The following is an 18,568-nucleotide window of genomic DNA, read 5'->3' as shown; positions in this document are numbered from 1 at the left end:
CGAAATGTTAAAAAAATTCGATTTACGTGCTCAATGTGGGAATTATATAATATTAAGCATTGTACCCACTTCAACAAATGCTTGAATTGCCTTGTCTAAATGTGCTTGTGTATGTGCTGCAGAGAGTTGCACTCTAATTCTTGCTTTATCTTTTGGAACCACAGGAAAGAAGAATCCAATTACATATATGCCCTTTTTCAGCAATTCATCAGCCATTGTTTGTGACAATTTTGCATCGTAAAGCATCACTGGTACAATTGCAGAATCACCATCTATAATGTCAAAACCAGCTTTTTTCATCCCGTTTTTGAAATAATTTGTATTCCATTCTAGTTTATCACGTAAAGTGGTATCTTTCTCTAATAGTTCAAAAACCTTTATTGAAGCACCTACAATTGATGGCGCTAGTGAATTAGAAAACAAGTATGGTCTTGAACGTTGACGCAAGATTTCAATAATTTCTTTTTTGGCTGTAGTGTATCCGCCCATAGCTCCACCTAGGGCTTTCCCTAGAGTTCCTGTAACAATATCTACCCTTCCCATTACACCTTTTGCCTCGAGCGTACCTTTTCCGGTTGCCCCAATAAAACCTGCTGCATGGCACTCATCTACCATAACCATAGCATCATACTTATCCGCTAAATCACAAATTTTATCTAATGGCGCCACTAATCCATCCATAGAGAAAACACCATCAGTTACAATTAACTTGAAACGAGTTCCTGCCTCAGTAGCTTTTATCAGTTGCTGTTCTAAATCCTCCATATTGGAGTTTTCGTAACGGTAACGAGCTGCCTTACACAAACGCACACCATCTATAATAGAGGCGTGATTTAAACTATCCGAAATTATGGCATCATGCTCACCCAATAATGGCTCAAAAACACCACCATTAGCATCAAATGCAGCTGCATATAAGATTGTATCCTCTAAACCGTAAAACTCAGATATTTTTCTCTCTAATGTTTTATGTATGTCTTGTGTACCACATATAAAACGAACAGATGACATCCCAAAACCATGTGTATCAAGCGCATCTTTTGCAGCCTGAACTACTTCTGGATGAGATGACAATCCTAGATAATTGTTTGCACAAAAATTAAGTACCGTTTCTCCGGTTGCTATTTTAATTTCGGCACCTTGTGGTGAGGTAATTATTCTTTCTTTCTTAAAAATCCCGTTATCTTCTATGGTTTGCAATTCTGCTTGAAGATGTTCTTTTATTTTTCCGTACATAAACTAATTATTAAAAGTTCTATTTTTTGCGAATTATTCATTTTTGAGTTACAAATTTACTACTTCGATTTCTTTTCCGATATAAATAAGTGCTTTTTTTGTCACTTTATAACCCATCAACTCTATTGCCGATTGATAATCTTCTAATTGTTGTTGGTACTTTATATTGGGAGTACCTGTTTTATAGTCTAACAATTGCACCTCTTTATTTGGAGTGATCACCATACGGTCTGGCTTTATAGATTTTCCTTCTTTTTGAATGATGGTTTGCTCATTTAAAACCTCATTCCCCTCTGAAAAACAAATTTCTAATTCCGGATGGTTCACAATTTCTTGAATGGTTGCTAAAACCGTTTCTTGTTGTAAAAATGATATTAAACCATTTTCTAATGCTTTTGTAATGGCTATAGAAACATCCTTTTTTGTTTTAACAAAGGATAAAATTTCATGGATTAAATTACCATACTCAATGGCCTCTTGTTGTTGCGTTCCCCACATTATAGATTCGCGTTGAGCAATTTTAATATTCTTTGGATTCAAAATTTCTGAAACAACAGGAATTGTTTTTGAAGTATCAACATATTGCTTTACCAAGGACAACTTTACTGGTTCACCCAATTCATATTCTAATTTTTGCTCATCAAAACCAATTTTATGATCTAAATAATTAATAAAAAAGCTACACATATTATTCTTTGGAATTTCGCCTTTACTAGATAGATTCATATTTGAAATCACATAGAGCTGTTCCTCTGCACGAGTTAAAGCCACATACAAAACATTAATATTATCTAGCAATTCTTCCTGTTTCTTTTGATGGTATACCGCCGCCGCCGCTTCTCCAAATCCCTCCACTGCACTACTATTGTCAATTAAAACTTTTGGCAAACCAATATCCTCCTCCTCAGCATTCAACCAGAGTTTGTCTTTTGGTTTTCTATTGTAATCTTCCTCGGCAAAAGGAAAAATAACAACTGGAAACTCCAAGCCTTTTGATTTATGAATGGTCATTATTCGAACGGCATTGGTTCCCTCAGGTGAAGGAATACTGAATTTCTCTGCATTTTTATCCCAAAAATTCAAAAAATCTGAAATTCCTGCTTGATTGCGAATATCACGTTCCAGAACAATGTCTAAGAAATATTGAACATAAGCATTCCCCTCCCCTCCCGAAGCGCCGGGACTCCCCGAAAGAGAGGGAGATGAAACTGGAGCAATAATATCTAGAAAATTTTCCTGAACCATTAGCTCCTTTTTGATTTCTTTTAAAACCTCTGATATGTTTTTTAACACTTGCTCATTAGTAAATCGGATAACTTTATATCCTAAATTATTGAGCGTATTGGTTCTATTACTATCTAGCTCAGCTTGTTCATCGGTAAAATGATACTCTCCATCTACTTCAATAACTAGTTTTTTTGACAAGCAAACAAAATCAACAATAAAATCATCTATTAAGTGTTGCTGCCTAAATTTATGATCATCTAGTGACTTAGATTTAAGCTCCATCCAAAGAACTTTCTCAGCAGGCGTTGGTTCTTTTCTCTTTTCTTTTGCTTTTTCATTTAAAAGATGAGCATAATTTCCGCCGGTCATGTATCCTAACTTATTTGATTCAGCTATAATATTTTTATCCAAACCATTAGCCGCTTCGTCACCCTTTCCTTTGGAGAGGGATGGGAAGAGGAATTTACTTATTATAGTTTCTACCGCTTCATACAATGACTTTTTTCGAATGTTTTGAAACGAAAGCGAAACATCAAAGCCGAGTAACCAAGTTTCAAAATCAGTTTCTTTATGCAAAGCCATTCCTTGTGCAATAAAATCATGAACAGGATACTTATCTTGACTGTTTTGTGCTATGTATTGAAGGAAATTGGCCTTAGACTCTAAATCAGAGCTGTTTTTTAAATATTTTAATAAATGAATAATCAATCGTACTTCGGTGGCATTTTGAATCATCAAAGTCTCCGATGACAAAAGTGGAACTCCTTGCTCTGTTAAATAATTTGCTACGGCAATTCCTTGACTTCGTTTTCTAGTGAGTACCACAATATCTTTATATTGAAAACCTTGTTGAAGCGTTTTTTGAATGGTGTTCAAAGTGGCTTCAACGTATAAATCTATTTTGCTCTTGCTTTCCTCATCTAGATTCGTATCATATTCCTCTTCTCCTTTTTCTGGTTTTGGAATAAATGAAATGTTTACATAGCCTCCTTTTTTATCATTCGTTTTTTGATAGCTGTGGTTTTCATACAAATCTTTGTAATCTGGGTGCTCAAATTCATTTGAAATTAACTTAAAAAAATCATTGTTAAACTCAATTATCTGGGAATAGGAACGATAATTTTTGTCTAAATGTTCCAGTCTTTTATCCGGATTGCTAAACGGGTTTTGATCCTTACTTAATTCAATAAACTGCTCAGCTTTTCCACCACGCCATCTGTAAATAGATTGTTTGGGATCTCCTACTATCATCAAAGTTCCTTTTACACCGTAATCGTCCTGACCTGAAAGTGCATTGTCAATTAACGGAATCAGGTTTTGCCATTGCATTTCGGAAGTATCCTGGAATTCATCTATGAAAAAATGTCGGTAACGCTCTCCTAATCTCTCGTATATAAAGGGCGCTGGCTGATTTTGAATTTCTCTGTGAATGATGGCATTAAACTCAGCAATTGAAAGGACATTTTGCTCCTGTTGTATTTTGGCCAATTCATTACTTACTGTATTTAATAATGATAAAGGTGTAATGTTTTTTAAGAATGCTTTGTAAAAATTTATTTTATCATGCAGTTTATAAATACTATCTAAAAGCTGAAGTAAATTAGGAATGATACTTTCTATTACGGCTCTGTCTTGTGCTGTTTTATTAATTTTTATATCATCAAATTCATGATAGGTTTTATTTTTAGGATTGTATTTTCCATCTTTAATTGCAACTAAATGATTAGGGAAATGTCCTGCCGAAAAGGATTTAAGATTGATTCCGTTTTTATCAATAATTGACAACCCTTCTTCAGCTAAAGCGATGCTTTCTTTTTCAAGAATTTTACAGGTTTCGGCTAATTTTTTTTTAATTTCAACAAATTCAGTGATAGATTTATCTTGAAAATGAGTGATTTCATTTCGGTTGTTTTCATTCAAGACCAGTTTCCCAGTTTGAAGAATTTCCCGAGATATATCCCATGACTTATCATCATCTGTTTTTTCCATTGTGAAATCAATTAACAATTTTGTTAATGTTTCATCTTCTCCGGCTTGAGCAATAATGGCATCAACAGCTTCTGTCAATAAATTTTCAGTGTCCAAAGTGACTTCAAAAGTCATGGGCAGATTCAGGTCATGAGCAAAAGCCCGAATCACTTTGTGGGTAAATTTATCGATGGTAGAAATATCAAAGGCCGCATAATTGTGAATAATATGCTTAATGATTTGCTGTGATTTGGTTTTGATTTGGATAATAGACAGTTGCGTATCTGAAGCTAAATCCTGCATTAAGTCCAGCGCCTTTTGGTTGGGCTCTTCTTTTGCAAACTCAGATAAACTACCTACGATTCGGGATTTCATTTCGTGTACCGCTTTATTGGTAAACGTGATGGCCAGAATGTTGCGATAGGCATCGTTTTTTGTTGCAACAAGAATTATCTTAAGGTATTCTTTGACTAACGCGTAGGTTTTTCCAGAACCTGCAGAAGCATCATATATAGAGAAAGATGGTTTTCCCTCCCCTCCCGAAGCGTCGGGACTCCCCAAAGGTGAGGGAGCCGAAACTGGATTTATTTTAGGTTCCAAATTGATGTTGTTTTTTATAAATTAAGATTTCTGATTTAGAATTAGCGATCTAATATCCCAAATCCCTAGCCCTGATGGAAACGGCATCCTTTTTATGAGGTGATTTTTCATCACCTTATAAAAAGATATAGTGAACAGCAGGAAATAGCTCCTAAAAATACGTGTATTAATAGGTTACTTTTTAAAATTTGTGCCGAAACTTCGGGATAAAACTTAAAAGTAGTATTTTTGCAGCATGGAAACAAATAGACAGAAAAAAATAGGTGGGGTGATCCAAAAAGATTTGGTTGACATTCTACAAGGTGAAGTGAGAAAAAACGGATTGGCAAACTTAGTCATTTCGGTATCCAAGGTTACGGTGACTACAGATTTATCAGTAGCTACAGTGCATTTAAGTGTATTTCCTCAAGAAAAAGCAAATGAAATATTGGAGGCTGTAAAATCAAATTCTAAGAATATAAAGCATGACTTGTCTCAACGTGTACGTTTACAATTGAGAAAAGTTCCAAATTTGGTTTTCTTTATTGATGACTCCTTAGATTATATTGAAAAAATAGATAATGCTCTTGCTAACCGAGACAATCCTATTGAAAACAGAGATTTATTAGACAAACGTAGATTTCAATAACCTTTGAATTTTCCGCTTTATATAGCCAAACGTTACCTCAAAAGTAATAGCAAAAACAACGCTATTAACATCATCAATCGGATTGCCAGTTTGGGAATTATTGTTGGTGCCATGGCTTTATTTGTGGTTTTATCAGTGTTTAGCGGACTTAAAGTATTTAGTCTTTCGTTTGCAAATGATATAGATCCTGATTTAAAAATAGGCAGCACTCTGGGTAAATCTTTCTTCGTTTTACCAAGTCAGGAAAAGCAGATTAAAAAAATAGATGGCATTGTTTCTTATTCCAAAATTATTGAAGAGCGGGTTTTGTTTACTTTTGATGGAAAGCAAGAAGTCGCTACTCTTAAAGGAGTGGACCACAATTTTAATAAAGTAAATGCCCTTGATAAAAAACTTTTTAACGGGCAATGGCTTAGCCCAGATACGTACCAAGTAGTTGTAGGCTACGGAATTGCTCAAAAATTCTCCATGGGATTGTTGGATTTCAATAATCAATTGGAAGTTTTAGTTCCAAAACCAGGAAAAGGCGCCATTGAAAATCCTGAACAAGCTTTTAATAAAACCGATTTAATACCAGTAGGCATCTATAATATTAACGATGACTTAGACTCAAAGTATGTTTTTGCTGACTTGGGTTTAGCCCAAGAATTACTGGAATATAAACCCAATCAAGTTTCGGGAATAGAATTTAAAGTATCTAAAACAGCCGATGAAAAGGCAATTACATCCCAATTAAACTCCATTTTTAGCCATAAAATAACGGTAAAAAACCGAGCCCAACTCAACGAGGCGCTTTATAAAATGCTAAACACTGAGAATATTGCTGTGTATTTAATATTTACATTAGTGATTGTGGTGGCACTTTTTAACTTAATTGGCGCTTTGATCATGATGATTTTGGACAAAAAAGGGAATTTAAAAACACTTTATAACCTGGGTACAGAAATAAAAGATTTACGCAAAATATTCTTACTCCAAGGTACTTTATTGAGTGTTTTTGGTGGAATTATAGGATTAACTATTGGGATTATTATTGTTTTATTGCAAGAATATTTCCAGTTGATTATGATTACTCCTACACTAGCCTATCCCGTTGTTTTCTCTCTTGAAAATGTTCTCATAGTGATGGGAACCATTGAATCGCTGGGTTTTATTGCTTCACTGATAGCAAGTAGCCGCGTGAGTAAGCGGTTGTTAGATTAAAATTCACAATTGAATATTTAATGCATTCATATTGTGACTACAAACAGCCAATACCTTTTATCTCAAAAAAGAAGCTGATAAGCATAAAATAAAAATTACAATTGAAGTCACTTAAACTTTTTTTGGACTACAAAATCTCTTCTAATTGGGTTATTCAGGGTAATAATAATTACTGAATCCTTACATAAATCGCTCTTTTCAAAACACTAAATTTTTTAAAAAATTAGCAACTAAAGAAATAATATTAAAACTATTGCTGTTTTTTTCTACAATTATAATATTGCCATTATGTAAAATTATCTTTACCACGCAGTGACATATAATTAATATTCTTTACTATAAAACTATTTCAACAAACAGGTTATACCCTATTTAGATTTAAAATTTTATCAAAATAACAACTACCTAATACGGGTGCTGTTTGCTGTTATGATAAAATTAACCACCACTACCTACCAGTTTTGAGTTATAATACTTTAACTTTTTTTATAATGAACATTTAAAGAGATTTTTCAATGGTTTTTTGAAAACAATTAAACTAAGTAATTAAAAACTGGTAGGCAAAACCGTTAATATATGTAATGTGTAATTATTTTTGATAAAAAAAACATATTCTTTAATTTATAACATCTTTTTTTATGAAAAAAATAATACAAAGCAGTATCTTACTTTTCTCATTATTTTTAATCAGTTGTGACAAACAAGACGACACCGCTATTGAATCAGTAGCGCCTAAAAAAACAATTAGCAGTAAATTAATTTCAGGTTTTGCTAAAGGCGCTGATGTAAGTTGGCTAACGCAAATGGAAAAAGCAGGCAGCAAGTTTTACAATTCAGCTGGCACACAGCAAGATCTTTTTACTATATTAAAAGGAAAAGGCATGAACTCCATTAGATTAAGAGTATGGGTAAATCCAGCTGGCGGATGGAACAATCAAGCAGATGTAATAGCTAAAGCAAAAAGAGCAAAAGCTGCTGGAATGCGAATTATGATTGATTTCCATTATAGTGATACTTGGGCAGACCCAGGAAATCAAACTAAGCCAGCCGCATGGTCATCTCACAACATTAGTCAGTTATACACAGACGTTTGGAATCATACTGTTACAGTATTGACAGCCATAAAATCAGCAGGAATTACTCCAGAATGGGTTCAAGTGGGGAATGAAACTAATAACGGTATGTTATGGAATGAAGGAAAAGCTTCAGTAAATATGAAAAATTTTGCTCAATTAGTAACTAGTGGTCACAATGGCGTAAAATCAGTTTTCCCAAATGCAAAAACAATTGTGCATTTATCAAATGGATATGATAATTCCTTATTTCGTTGGATGTTTGATGGCTTAAAAGCTAATGCTGCCAGTTATGATATAATTGGTATGTCACTTTATCCAGAAACAACAAATTGGCAATCTCTAAACAATCAATGTTTAAGCAACATGAACGACATGGTTTCTCGATATGGAAAATTAGTTATGCTTTGCGAGATTGGAATGTCTGTTGGCTCACCTGAAACTAGTAAATTATTTATTGAAGATATACTCAACAAAACTAGCTCAGTAACAGGAGGCAAAGGATTAGGTGTTTTTTACTGGGAACCTCAATGTCATAATTTCCAGAATTATACCAAAGGCGCATGGGGTAGTAATGGCAGACCAACCATAGCTCTAGATGGGTTTTTATTAAATTAAGAAGTAATTCTTCTTATCACTTAAATTCCCTAAACTAAATTTTAAAAACTAGTTTAGGGAATTTTAATTAACAATTTGTTGATTGTGCCTTTTACGAGTCCAATTTATAACAAAGGAACTGAGGCTCAATATACATTTTAAAACTTTGAATTTTGTGATGAGTAAAGAACAGTCTTACAATCAAAATAAGATTTAAAACTAAACTACCTCATAACCGGCATAAGCATCCTGAATTTCATCTAAAGCTGCAAATAACTCTTCGGGACGATCGAGGGTAACTAATTTTTGTTTGTGGGTTTTAAAAGAATGGATTCCTTTGAAATAATTCGTGTAATGCGGTCGTGTTTCAACAATTCCCAATCGTTCGCCTTTCCAGTCCATGGCCCAAGTAAGGTGATTGCGCACGGCTTCTACTCGATCAATAACGGTAGGTTTTGCTAGGTGTTCTCCTGTTTTGAAGTAATGTTTGATTTCGTCAAAAATCCACGGATAACCAATGGCAGCGCGACCAATCATGATTCCGTCAATGCCGTATTCATTTTTATACTGTAATGCTTTCTCTGGAGAATCAATATCGCCATTACCGAAAATCGGCATCGTAATTCTAGGATTGTTTTTCACGCGGGCAATGTGTGACCAGTCCGAGTGACCTTTGTACATTTGGGCACGTGTTCTAGCGTGAATACTCAATGCAGCAACACCAATATCTTGCAAACGTTCTGCAACCTCATCAATATTGATAGAATTATCGTCCCAACCCAAACGCGTTTTTACGGTTACGGGCAAATGCGTGCTATCAATAACAGCTTTGGTCAACCGAATCATTAAATCGACATCTTTTAAAACACCAGCACCGGCACCTTTGCAGACTACTTTTTTGACAGGGCAGCCAAAGTTGATATCAATAAGATCTGGATTTACAGTCGAAACAATTTTTGACGAAAGTGCCATTGCTTCTTCATCTCCACCAAAAATCTGAATTCCCACAGGGCGTTCGTAATCAAAAATATCTAATTTCATTCGGCTTTTGATGGCGTCACGAATCAAACCTTCTGATGAGATAAATTCAGAATACATCATATCAGCACCATGCATTTTGCACAATCTACGAAACGGAGGATCGCTCACATCTTCCATTGGAGCAAGAAGTAAGGGAAAATCCGGTAAAACAATATGGTCGCCTATTTTAATCAAGGTGTTTTTATTTTTTTGCAAAGATAAAAAAATTAGACCGATAATTTTGGAACTATCAAGAGATTAAGACACAAGAAGTCATACTTGCAAAATTTTGACATTGGTTTACAAAAAATAATTATTTTTACGAAAACTACAAGATGCTTTTTCAATTTGGCTTTTACAGTTCCGTTTTACTTATTTCGTTTACACAAGGAATTGTTTACAGCGCTTTGTTACTAGCAAAAGCTATTAAAACCGACAATAAATCGAATTATTGGTTGAGTTTTTTCATTTTTCTTTGTAGCCTCTATATTGCACCGTGGATGCTTGGTTTTGCAGGCTGGTATGACAATCAACCCTATCGAGATATTTTATTTTACACTCCTTTTCAACACCTTTTATGGATAGGTCCAATCATCTTTTTTTATACTCAAAGTTTACTAAATCCCTCATTTACATTTTCGAAAAAAGAGGCACTTCATATTCTGCCAGGATTGCTGTATCTTATGTACATCATGGCTATTTGGATTTACGACCAATTCATTTTGGGCGATTACTATTTCTATAAAAACGGAATGGACAAAGACTTTGAGGAATGGTATCAAAAACTAGGTTTATTCTCTATGATTGTGTACTTTATTTTGAGCATCCGATATTACAATATATACAAAAGACTCATGTTTCAAGTAGTGAGTTATGCCGATTCGGTTTTGTTTAAATGGATTCAAACGTATTTGATTGCTTTTTTAGTGATGTTACTTTTACCACTCGTTTTTGATGGTGTTGAATACTTTTTTCCAGAAATGAAATCGTATCAAGGCAGTTGGTGGTTTTATCTTTTCTTTTCGATTGTGATGTATTACATTGCCATTACGGGATATTCTAATCCTACAAATGCTACGATACCGTTTAAGATGTCATTTTTTGACAAAAACCCCATTCTTTTGTTAGAAAATAGCAGTGCAAATGAACTGGAGACCAGAATTGACATTCAATATGATACTGTTGAAGCAGTTGTTTCGCCTGAAACGGAACATTGGAAATCTAAAATAGAAACCTTAATTCAGGCTGAAAAACTCTATCAAAATCCCGAATTAACGCTTACCGATTTGGCAAAAAAATTAGAAACCAACGCCTCTGTTATTTCTAAAACGATCAATCAAGGTTTTCATATGAACTTTAATGATTACATCAATAATTTTAGAATTGAAGCGGTTAAAATCCGTTTGTCAAATGGCGAACACAAAAAATCTACCTTGCTAGGAATTGCTTACGATTGCGGCTTTAACTCGAAAGCTACATTTAACAGAGCTTTCAAGAAAAATACCTCAAAAACACCAAAAGAATTTATAGAAAACCTGTAACCTCAATATTTACAATACTTTAAAACATTATTTAGTTAGTCTCAAATCATAATTTGAAGCGATTGATGCTGATTTATGGCGCAACTTTGCCCTGTTATTAATCACTAAAAAACTAATTATGATAAAATTAATCTTGGCAATAACGTTGGTCTTCGCTTCAACTTTTGCACACGCACAACTACAAGGATCAGGAAAAACGATCACTAACAATTATGACTACAAAAATTTCGACAAGCTTTCTTTGGAAGATTTAGACGGAATTATTGAGGTTGAGATTGGCAAACCTTGGAGCATTGCTATCACTATTGATGACAATTTGGAACATCTCTTGAATTTTTCAGAAAACGGTTCGGATAAAGAACTAAAAATTCAATTTAAAGGAAATCAGAACAATAAAATGTATGTTGAAGACACCAATTTAAAAATAAAAATCACGATGCCAGAGGCGAGTGTCATCAAAAACGTTGGCAATAGTAATTTAACCGTGAAAAATGTTTTGGGTCGCTATTTTAGATTAGAAAACACCGGAAATGGCGAAAGTAAAATTAGCGGAACGATTGACGATTTAGATATTGTTAAAGTTGGAAATGGCGATGTAAACGCAGAGAATCTAGTTGCTAAAAAAGCCGATTTAAAAAGTACTGGAAACGGAAATCTAACTGCCAATGTGACTGAAAAACTTACTGCAAAATTAACTGGAAACGGAGATATCATTAACAAAGGGAAAGCCCAATTCGATTCTAATTCGAAAAAATCTGGCAATGGAGATCTGATTGTTAATTAATGAAAATCGCAATGGCAAAGTTCAATGGCAATGGCAAAATTCAATATCAATAATAAAATCAAAAAATACAACATTATGAAACTACTTACCAAAATCACCAAACCTGTTTTGTTACCACATTGGTCACAAGATCTATTTATTGCTATTCCGCGAATTGTTTGTGGGTACTTACTGGCTTTTAACTTCGGAGCCGATAAATTTGGAATGCCTTGGTCACCTGTTGATGCTAATTTAGGATTGTTTGAAGTCGCTTTTTGGTTTCCCGGTGATGTGGCAAATTATGGTGGGATTTTTGCCATTGTTCCAGCTTTTTTTGCTTGGATGGGCGCTTTTGCAGAAGCTGTTGGCGGATTGTTACTGTTGTTTGGATTTCAAACCCGTATTGCTTCTTTCTTAGTAATTTGCACCATGCTTGTTGCCATATTTATGCAACAAATACAAAATGGATTATGGAATTGCCTTGCCGCCATGGGATTTCTTTGGGTAGCGATGTTCTTTTTAATACTAGGGTCAGGACGATTTGGAATTGATTATTTACTAACTAAAAACAAAGCTTAATTATGAAAACTAAAACGATATTACTAGCACTTTTACTTTGTTTATTCTTGACAAATTGCGTTCAAAAAACCTATAAAAAAACCGTTATTTTTACTTTAGATGCATCCGAAATGAAAAATGTAAAAAAGGTAGCCATTCGTGGAAAAGACAAACCATTATCTTGGGGTGAAGCTACCGAAATGAAATTGAATACTGCCAATAACACCTATCAAATAACAACCACATTTGTTACCAGCTATAAATTTACAGAAGTAAAATTTGTAGTTAATGACAGTTTAGAATTTAAAAATGAAGACAACCGCAGAGTGATTTTTTCAGAAAAAGACACTACGTATTACCAAGCGAAATTCAATAGAAGATAATTTCCCTATACTTTACACTACGGAACTGCCCAAAAACTATCTTGTAAAACACTGTTTTCATAAAAGAAATTAGCTTTTCTGTTGCCAGTAAAGTCGAGGTATAAAAATTCAAGTTCATAGACGGCACAAGCAACAACCGTGAAATTTTCTTGAAACAGATCGCTTTCAATATCTGTGGGCTTGATGGTCGAAAAACGTTCTTCATATCCCAATGTTGGATGGTCTGATTTTGAATTGGGTGGTTCCAATGTCATATAACCCAATCGGGCTTGCGGACTGGTTGCCTTCCAACGATCATTTTTTAAGGCATCGTTAGTGTGTAAAGTGGCATGCGCTTTCACAACAATTTGAACGTGTTGACGTGCATCGTAAAACAAGAGTGAAATGCGATTGTCATTTTGTAAATCATAACATTTTTGGGAGCGATTGTCCGTGTGGAAGTAGATTGTTTTGTTTACCTCATCAACTTTTCTGTTTACTACAATTCGTAATGCGGCGGTGTTGTTTTCATTTAGGGTACCAACGCACATGGTTCGGAAACCGTTTTTTTTCTTAACTGAACCGTTGACTAATTTTTTCCACGCTAGTGTTTCTAGCTCTTGTAAGTTGTAAGAAGTGTCGTTTATGGTAATAGAATCTTGTGCTGAAGTTGGCATAAATAGTTGGTATAAAAGTTCAAATGTAACTGCAAGATGTTCTTGTAAATACGAGCAAAAATACAATAAGAAAGACCCTGAAAGAGAATTGCTAAAAAATTAAATTTCAATTGCAGTAACATTAGGCATTGTTGAATCTCTCATAAAAAACTTTTAGCCTATATTTGCAAATTAATTGACTCTTAGTGGGGTTTTGCGTGAGGGATAGCAGCGGCATCCTTTTGTGAAGTGCTAACGGAACAAAAGATAAAGCGCATAGCCCGACGGCTTTTTCTGCCGGCACGCCCACAAGTTGACAAGCAAATTTATTGATATTTACTGAAAATGAAACACATAAGGAATTTTTGCATTATTGCACATATTGATCACGGGAAAAGTACGCTTGCAGACCGTTTACTAGGTGCTACACAAACTGTAACTGCTCGTGAAGAAAAGGCGCAATTGCTTGATAATATGGACTTGGAGCGTGAACGTGGTATTACAATTAAAAGTCACGCAATTCAGATGGAGTACACCTACAAGGGTGAGGAATACATCTTGAACTTGATTGACACTCCGGGACACGTTGATTTTTCGTATGAAGTTTCTCGATCTATTGCGGCTTGCGAAGGTGCTCTTTTGATTGTGGATGCAGCGCAGAGTATTCAGGCACAAACGATCTCAAATTTATACTTGGCTTTAGAAAACGACTTGGAAATTATTCCAGTTTTGAACAAAGTAGATTTACCAAGCGCCAACCCTGAAGAAGTGAGCGATGATATTATTGATTTATTGGGTTGCGACCTAGAGGATATTATTCACGCCTCTGGAAAAACTGGTTTTGGTGTCGAAAATATATTAGCAGCTATTATTGAAAAAATTCCTGCTCCAAAAGGAAATGTTGACGAGCCTTTGCAAGCTTTGATTTTTGACTCTCATTACAACCCGTTTAGAGGTATTGAAGTTATTTTTAGAGTGGTAAATGGTGAAATTAAAAAAGGGCAAAAGATTAAATTCATGGCTACTGGCAATGAATATTTTGCTGATGAAATAGGTACTTTGAAACTCAATCAAGTGCCAAAACAAGTGATTTCAGCAGGTGATGTTGGATACTTAATTTCTGGAATTAAAGAGGCGAAAGAAGTTAAAGTAGGTGATACACTTACGGATGCAAAAACGCCAACAACGAATATGATTACGGGTTTTGAGGATGTAAAACCAATGGTTTTTGCCGGTATTTATCCTGTTGACACAGAGGATTATGAAGATTTGCGTGCCTCAATGGAAAAACTACAATTGAACGATGCTTCGCTTGTATTTTTGCCTGAGAGTTCAGCAGCTTTAGGTTTTGGTTTCCGATGTGGATTCTTAGGAATGTTGCACATGGAAATTATCCAAGAGCGATTGGAGCGCGAGTTTGACATGACTGTAATTACTACGGTTCCTAACGTTTCGTATTTGGCGTATACCAAAAAAGATCCGGAGACACCGTTTATCATTAACAACCCATCTGATTTACCGGAACCTTCACGTTTAGACCGTGTAGAGGAGCCTTTTATCAAAGCAACAATCATCACTAAAGCTGATTTTGTAGGGAACGTAATGAGTTTATGTATTGAAAAACGTGGTGTCATTACCAATCAAACTTACTTGACAACAGAGCGTGTTGAATTGAATTTTGACATGCCACTAGCCGAGATTGTATTTGACTTTTACGATAGATTGAAAACGGTTTCTAAAGGGTATGCCTCATTTGACTACTCTCCAATAGGAATGCGTACTTCGAAATTAGTTAGACTTGATGTATTATTGAACTCGCAATCTGTAGATGCTTTGTCTGCTTTGATACACGAGAGTAATGCTTACAACATTGGTAAAAAAATGTGTGAGAAATTGCGCGAATTGATTCCGAGACAGCAATTTGACATTCCAATTCAAGCAGCCATTGGTGCTAAAATTATTGCGCGTGAAACGATCAAAGCATTGCGTAAAGACGTTACAGCAAAATGTTACGGAGGAGATATTTCTCGTAAACGTAAATTATTAGAAAAACAGAAAAAAGGTAAAAAGAGAATGCGTTTGGTAGGGAATGTTGAAATTCCTCAAGAAGCTTTCATGGCGGTGTTAAAGTTGAATGATTAAAAATATAATTATACGCTTTTATTATTTTTTTTTAATAGTTTTGCTTGACGACTACTTATTATTACAATGATTAAAAAATTATTATTCCTATTCACAATTCTCACATACTTTGCATGTGGGAATTTGTTGTATGGAAATAATATACATAAAGTCAGTACCAATTTTAAGAATTATAAAGCAGAGCACGCAAAATCTTATGGGTTTTCTGCTCTAAATGAAATTGAAAATGATTTTGAATTTATCAATTTTGACATTGAAGAAGATGTTGAATTTGGTGATGATCTGGAAAAATGTTTTACATGCATTAGTTCCAATTTTGATTTATTTTCTTATTCCAAAAATCAAAAAATTTACAATAAAACACTTTTTTGTATCCTACAAAAAAGTATTCCTTTATACGATCTTTTCTGTAACTGGAAGCTTAATTTAAGTTAATACAATATTCATAACTGTTTGCTATACAAGCAAAACATTATTGTTATTAACTTAATTTAGAATATAATGAATTTAACTTCATTGCGATTTGTGGAAGAGGCAACTCTTCACAAACTTTCGCATTTTCTACCTGCACAAAATCCGTTGAAAGACTTTGTGCATCACAATACATTACATGCTTTTCAGGATAAAGACTTCTTTACAGCCTTACAAGAATCATCTGAAATATTTGGTTATAAAACGTTTTTACCTCTTTCTGATTTTAGAAACAAGTTAAAAAACAACCAAATAAATGAGGCTATTCTAGATAAAATTATTTATCAGAAAAAAGGAGAAGATAACTTTTCATCTTGGAAAGAAAATGTTCTGCATAAAAATTACGACGAAGCCATTTATCCTAAAATTGGAAAACTTAGAAGTCTATGGAAAGAGAAATATGCCATAAACTTAGACAAATCTACTCACGGTATTCTTTTTAGAATCTTATGCAGTTATTTAGATCAAGGCATTTCTGTTTGGGCATTTCCTATTCATCAAGACGGGTTTTTAGCTTCTATAAAAGAATTAGATAAAAATGGTGTTTTTAGTATATTTTCAACGGCAAGAGCCAAAAAGCTACTAAAAGAAGACACTTCAATTTACAAATTACTTCAAATTTTAGTTGGAGAAGGTTTGTATTTTGAAAATTATCTCTTTGATCAACAATTTTCTCATCCTGGATGGAGCGGTATGATTGCAACTTTAGAAAGCAATCCCACTTCGCTATTAGATGAAAGAAAAATAAACCTGAAAGAACTAATTACTTTTGAGTTGCTTTTAGAAATTGACGCATTAGATAAAAAATTTGGGGACAACTGGGAACCTTTAATTACCAAAATCACTTTTGAAGCTGAAAATCTATTTTCTCAATCGGCTTACTCAGAATATTTTGAAGTGCTTTCTATTTGGCAAGAAGCTTTTGAATGGACCTTTTACAACCAAGCCTTAACCGGTTTGCAACATAAAACAAGTGTAAAAGCCTCAGAAGAAAACACAAAATTTCAAGCTTTATTTTGTATGGACGATAGAGAATGTTCGTTTAGAAGACATATTGAAGCTTTAGAACCAAGTGTAAAAACTTTTGGGGTTGCGGCATTTTTTAATTTCGAATTTTTCTATCAACCCATAAATGGCAAGTTCTTTACCAAATTATGTCCAGCACCTGTTACGCCACAATTTTTAATTAAAGAGTTGCCTAGAAAAAAGAAAAGCGCTAAAGATTATCACTACCATAAAAAATCGCATTCCTTAGTATTTGGTTGGCTTATTTCTCAAACATTAGGGTATACCTCAGCGTTTAAATTGTTTTTAAATATTTTTAAACCTAGTATGTCACCCGCTACTTCGGCTTCATTCAAACATTTAAATAAAAAGTCGAAATTAGTAATAGAAAACACCAATCCAGAAGAAAAAATAGACGGTTTACAAGTAGGATTTTCTATTGAAGAAATGGCAAATCGAGTAGAAGGGATTTTAAAAAGTATTGGTTTAGTGGAAAACTTCGCACCTATTGTGTATGTGGTTGGCCATGGCGCAACTAGCGTAAACAATACCCATTTTGCAGGCTACGATTGCGGTGCGTGTAGCGGAAGACCAAGTAGTGTGAATGCGAAAGTATTAAGCTTCGCAGCCAATCATGTAAAAGTTCGTGAAATTTTGGCTGAAAGAGGCATTGTTATTCCAGCTGAAACTCAGTTTCTACCCGCTTTACATGATACAACTAGAGATGAAATTGTTTTTTACGATGAAGAATTACTTTCTGTAGTAAATACTTTTTCACATAAAGAAAACAGCAAAACATTCACAAATGCTTTAGCCAATAATGCCAAAGAACGCTCTAGACGATTTGATACTATAAATTCAAACGAAAGCATTGCAAAAGTACATGAGAAAATAAAAAATCGTTCGGTTTCACTATTTGAACCTCGACCTGAATTAAATCACGCAACAAATGCCATGTGTATTGTTGGTAGAAGAAGTGTTTCGGACCATGTGTTTTTAGACAGACGTTCGTTCATGAATTCTTTTGATTATGAAGTAGATCCAAAAGGCGATTATTTAGCCGGAATTTTAAATGCCGTAGCTCCAGTTGGTGGCGGTATTAATTTAGAATATTACTTTTCTAGAGTCGACAATCATAAACTCGGCGCAGGTTCCAAATTACCTCATAATGTTATGGGATTAATTGGCGTTGCAAATGGAATTGACGGCGATTTACGACCAGGTTTACCTAGTCAAATGATTGAAGTTCACGATCCATTACGCTTGTTAATTGTAGTAGAACATTTTCCTGAAATTATAAAATATGCCATAACAAAAGTTCCCGCAACTTACGAATGGTTTATCAATAATTGGGTGAATTTGGTTGCCTTACATCCAGAAACTAAGGAACTATATCGTTTTGTGAATGGTGAATTTGAAATATACCACCCCGTTGCATTTGACATTCAAACTATCGAAAATTCTTTGGAATATGCAATAACAAGTTCGGAAAATTTAAACATAACGCTACTAAAATAA

At 34.3% G+C, this 18,568-nt stretch carries 13 protein-coding genes; 9 read left to right on the top strand and 4 right to left on the bottom strand.

The window, feature by feature from the left end:
* Positions 1-42: 42 nt before the first annotated feature.
* A complete protein-coding gene (gene kbl / locus AC061E_RS01370) occupies positions 43-1,236 on the bottom strand; it encodes a glycine C-acetyltransferase (protein ID WP_478284660.1) in 1,194 nt (397 codons plus the stop codon).
* A 48-nt stretch (positions 1,237-1,284) separates the two neighbouring features.
* Complete coding sequence (locus AC061E_RS01365) at positions 1,285-4,992, bottom strand: UvrD-helicase domain-containing protein (protein ID WP_478284862.1); 3,708 nt, start codon at positions 4,990-4,992, stop codon at positions 1,285-1,287.
* Between the two features lie 274 nt (positions 4,993-5,266).
* On the opposite strand from AC061E_RS01365, the gene rbfA reads away from it, so the two are divergent.
* The 3 genes from rbfA (at position 5,267) to AC061E_RS01350 (ending at position 8,553) form a co-directional block, all read left to right on the top strand.
* A complete protein-coding gene (gene rbfA / locus AC061E_RS01360) occupies positions 5,267-5,659 on the top strand; it encodes a 30S ribosome-binding factor RbfA (protein ID WP_086453295.1) in 393 nt (130 codons plus the stop codon).
* 3 nt (positions 5,660-5,662) lie between these two features.
* Positions 5,663-6,862 (top strand): ABC transporter permease, encoded by a 1,200-nt coding sequence (locus AC061E_RS01355; protein WP_478284659.1) that lies wholly within the window; start codon positions 5,663-5,665, stop codon positions 6,860-6,862.
* Between the two features lie 638 nt (positions 6,863-7,500).
* The gene (locus AC061E_RS01350; RefSeq protein ID WP_478284658.1) at positions 7,501-8,553 is read left to right on the top strand and encodes a glycoside hydrolase family 53 protein; all 1,053 of its coding nucleotides are present in this window, start codon (positions 7,501-7,503) and stop codon (positions 8,551-8,553) included.
* 198 nt (positions 8,554-8,751) lie between these two features.
* Here the strand turns inward: AC061E_RS01350 and dusB are convergent, their stop codons facing one another.
* Positions 8,752-9,747 (bottom strand): tRNA dihydrouridine synthase DusB, encoded by a 996-nt coding sequence (dusB, locus tag AC061E_RS01345; RefSeq protein ID WP_144890531.1) that lies wholly within the window; start codon positions 9,745-9,747, stop codon positions 8,752-8,754.
* Positions 9,748-9,887: 140 nt separating this feature from the next.
* On the opposite strand from dusB, the gene AC061E_RS01340 reads away from it, so the two are divergent.
* The 4 genes from AC061E_RS01340 (at position 9,888) to AC061E_RS01325 (ending at position 12,797) form a co-directional block, all read left to right on the top strand.
* On the top strand, positions 9,888-11,093 hold the full coding sequence (locus AC061E_RS01340) for a helix-turn-helix domain-containing protein (RefSeq protein WP_478284657.1): 1,206 nt from the start codon (positions 9,888-9,890) through the stop codon (positions 11,091-11,093).
* Positions 11,094-11,211: 118 nt separating this feature from the next.
* Positions 11,212-11,877, top strand: coding sequence for a GIN domain-containing protein (locus AC061E_RS01335; RefSeq protein ID WP_478284656.1), 666 nt, complete (start codon positions 11,212-11,214; stop codon positions 11,875-11,877).
* Between the two features lie 75 nt (positions 11,878-11,952).
* Entirely contained in the window at positions 11,953-12,435 is a 483-nt protein-coding gene (locus AC061E_RS01330) for a DoxX family protein (protein ID WP_478284655.1), read from the top strand.
* A gap of 2 nt (positions 12,436-12,437) precedes the next feature.
* Complete coding sequence (locus AC061E_RS01325) at positions 12,438-12,797, top strand: hypothetical protein (RefSeq protein ID WP_478284654.1); 360 nt, start codon at positions 12,438-12,440, stop codon at positions 12,795-12,797.
* Positions 12,798-12,814: 17 nt separating this feature from the next.
* Here the strand turns inward: AC061E_RS01325 and AC061E_RS01320 are convergent, their stop codons facing one another.
* Positions 12,815-13,453: a pyridoxamine 5'-phosphate oxidase family protein gene (locus AC061E_RS01320; RefSeq protein ID WP_478284653.1), complete on the bottom strand. Its 639-nt coding sequence runs from the start codon at positions 13,451-13,453 to the stop codon at positions 12,815-12,817.
* A gap of 324 nt (positions 13,454-13,777) precedes the next feature.
* On the opposite strand from AC061E_RS01320, the gene lepA reads away from it, so the two are divergent.
* On the top strand, positions 13,778-15,574 hold the full coding sequence (gene lepA / locus AC061E_RS01315) for a translation elongation factor 4 (protein ID WP_230158008.1): 1,797 nt from the start codon (positions 13,778-13,780) through the stop codon (positions 15,572-15,574).
* Between the two features lie 501 nt (positions 15,575-16,075).
* Positions 16,076-18,568: a YbcC family protein gene (locus AC061E_RS01310; protein ID WP_478284652.1), complete on the top strand. Its 2,493-nt coding sequence runs from the start codon at positions 16,076-16,078 to the stop codon at positions 18,566-18,568.

The organism is Flavobacterium sp. GNP011 (assembly GCF_056428925.1).
The sequence above is the reverse complement of the archived record's forward strand: the minus strand, read 5'-3'. Positions and strand labels throughout refer to the sequence as shown.

Coding starts and splice junctions, on each gene's coding strand:
- kbl (WP_478284660.1), bottom strand. CDS start 1,236: ATGTACGGAAAAATAAAAGAACATCTTCAAGCAGAATTGCAAACCATA.
- rbfA (WP_086453295.1), top strand. CDS start 5,267: ATGGAAACAAATAGACAGAAAAAAATAGGTGGGGTGATCCAAAAAGAT.
- AC061E_RS01350 (WP_478284658.1), top strand. CDS start 7,501: ATGAAAAAAATAATACAAAGCAGTATCTTACTTTTCTCATTATTTTTA.
- AC061E_RS01340 (WP_478284657.1), top strand. CDS start 9,888: ATGCTTTTTCAATTTGGCTTTTACAGTTCCGTTTTACTTATTTCGTTT.
- AC061E_RS01335 (WP_478284656.1), top strand. CDS start 11,212: ATGATAAAATTAATCTTGGCAATAACGTTGGTCTTCGCTTCAACTTTT.
- AC061E_RS01330 (WP_478284655.1), top strand. CDS start 11,953: ATGAAACTACTTACCAAAATCACCAAACCTGTTTTGTTACCACATTGG.
- AC061E_RS01325 (WP_478284654.1), top strand. CDS start 12,438: ATGAAAACTAAAACGATATTACTAGCACTTTTACTTTGTTTATTCTTG.
- AC061E_RS01320 (WP_478284653.1), bottom strand. CDS start 13,453: ATGCCAACTTCAGCACAAGATTCTATTACCATAAACGACACTTCTTAC.
- lepA (WP_230158008.1), top strand. CDS start 13,778: ATGAAACACATAAGGAATTTTTGCATTATTGCACATATTGATCACGGG.
- AC061E_RS01310 (WP_478284652.1), top strand. CDS start 16,076: ATGAATTTAACTTCATTGCGATTTGTGGAAGAGGCAACTCTTCACAAA.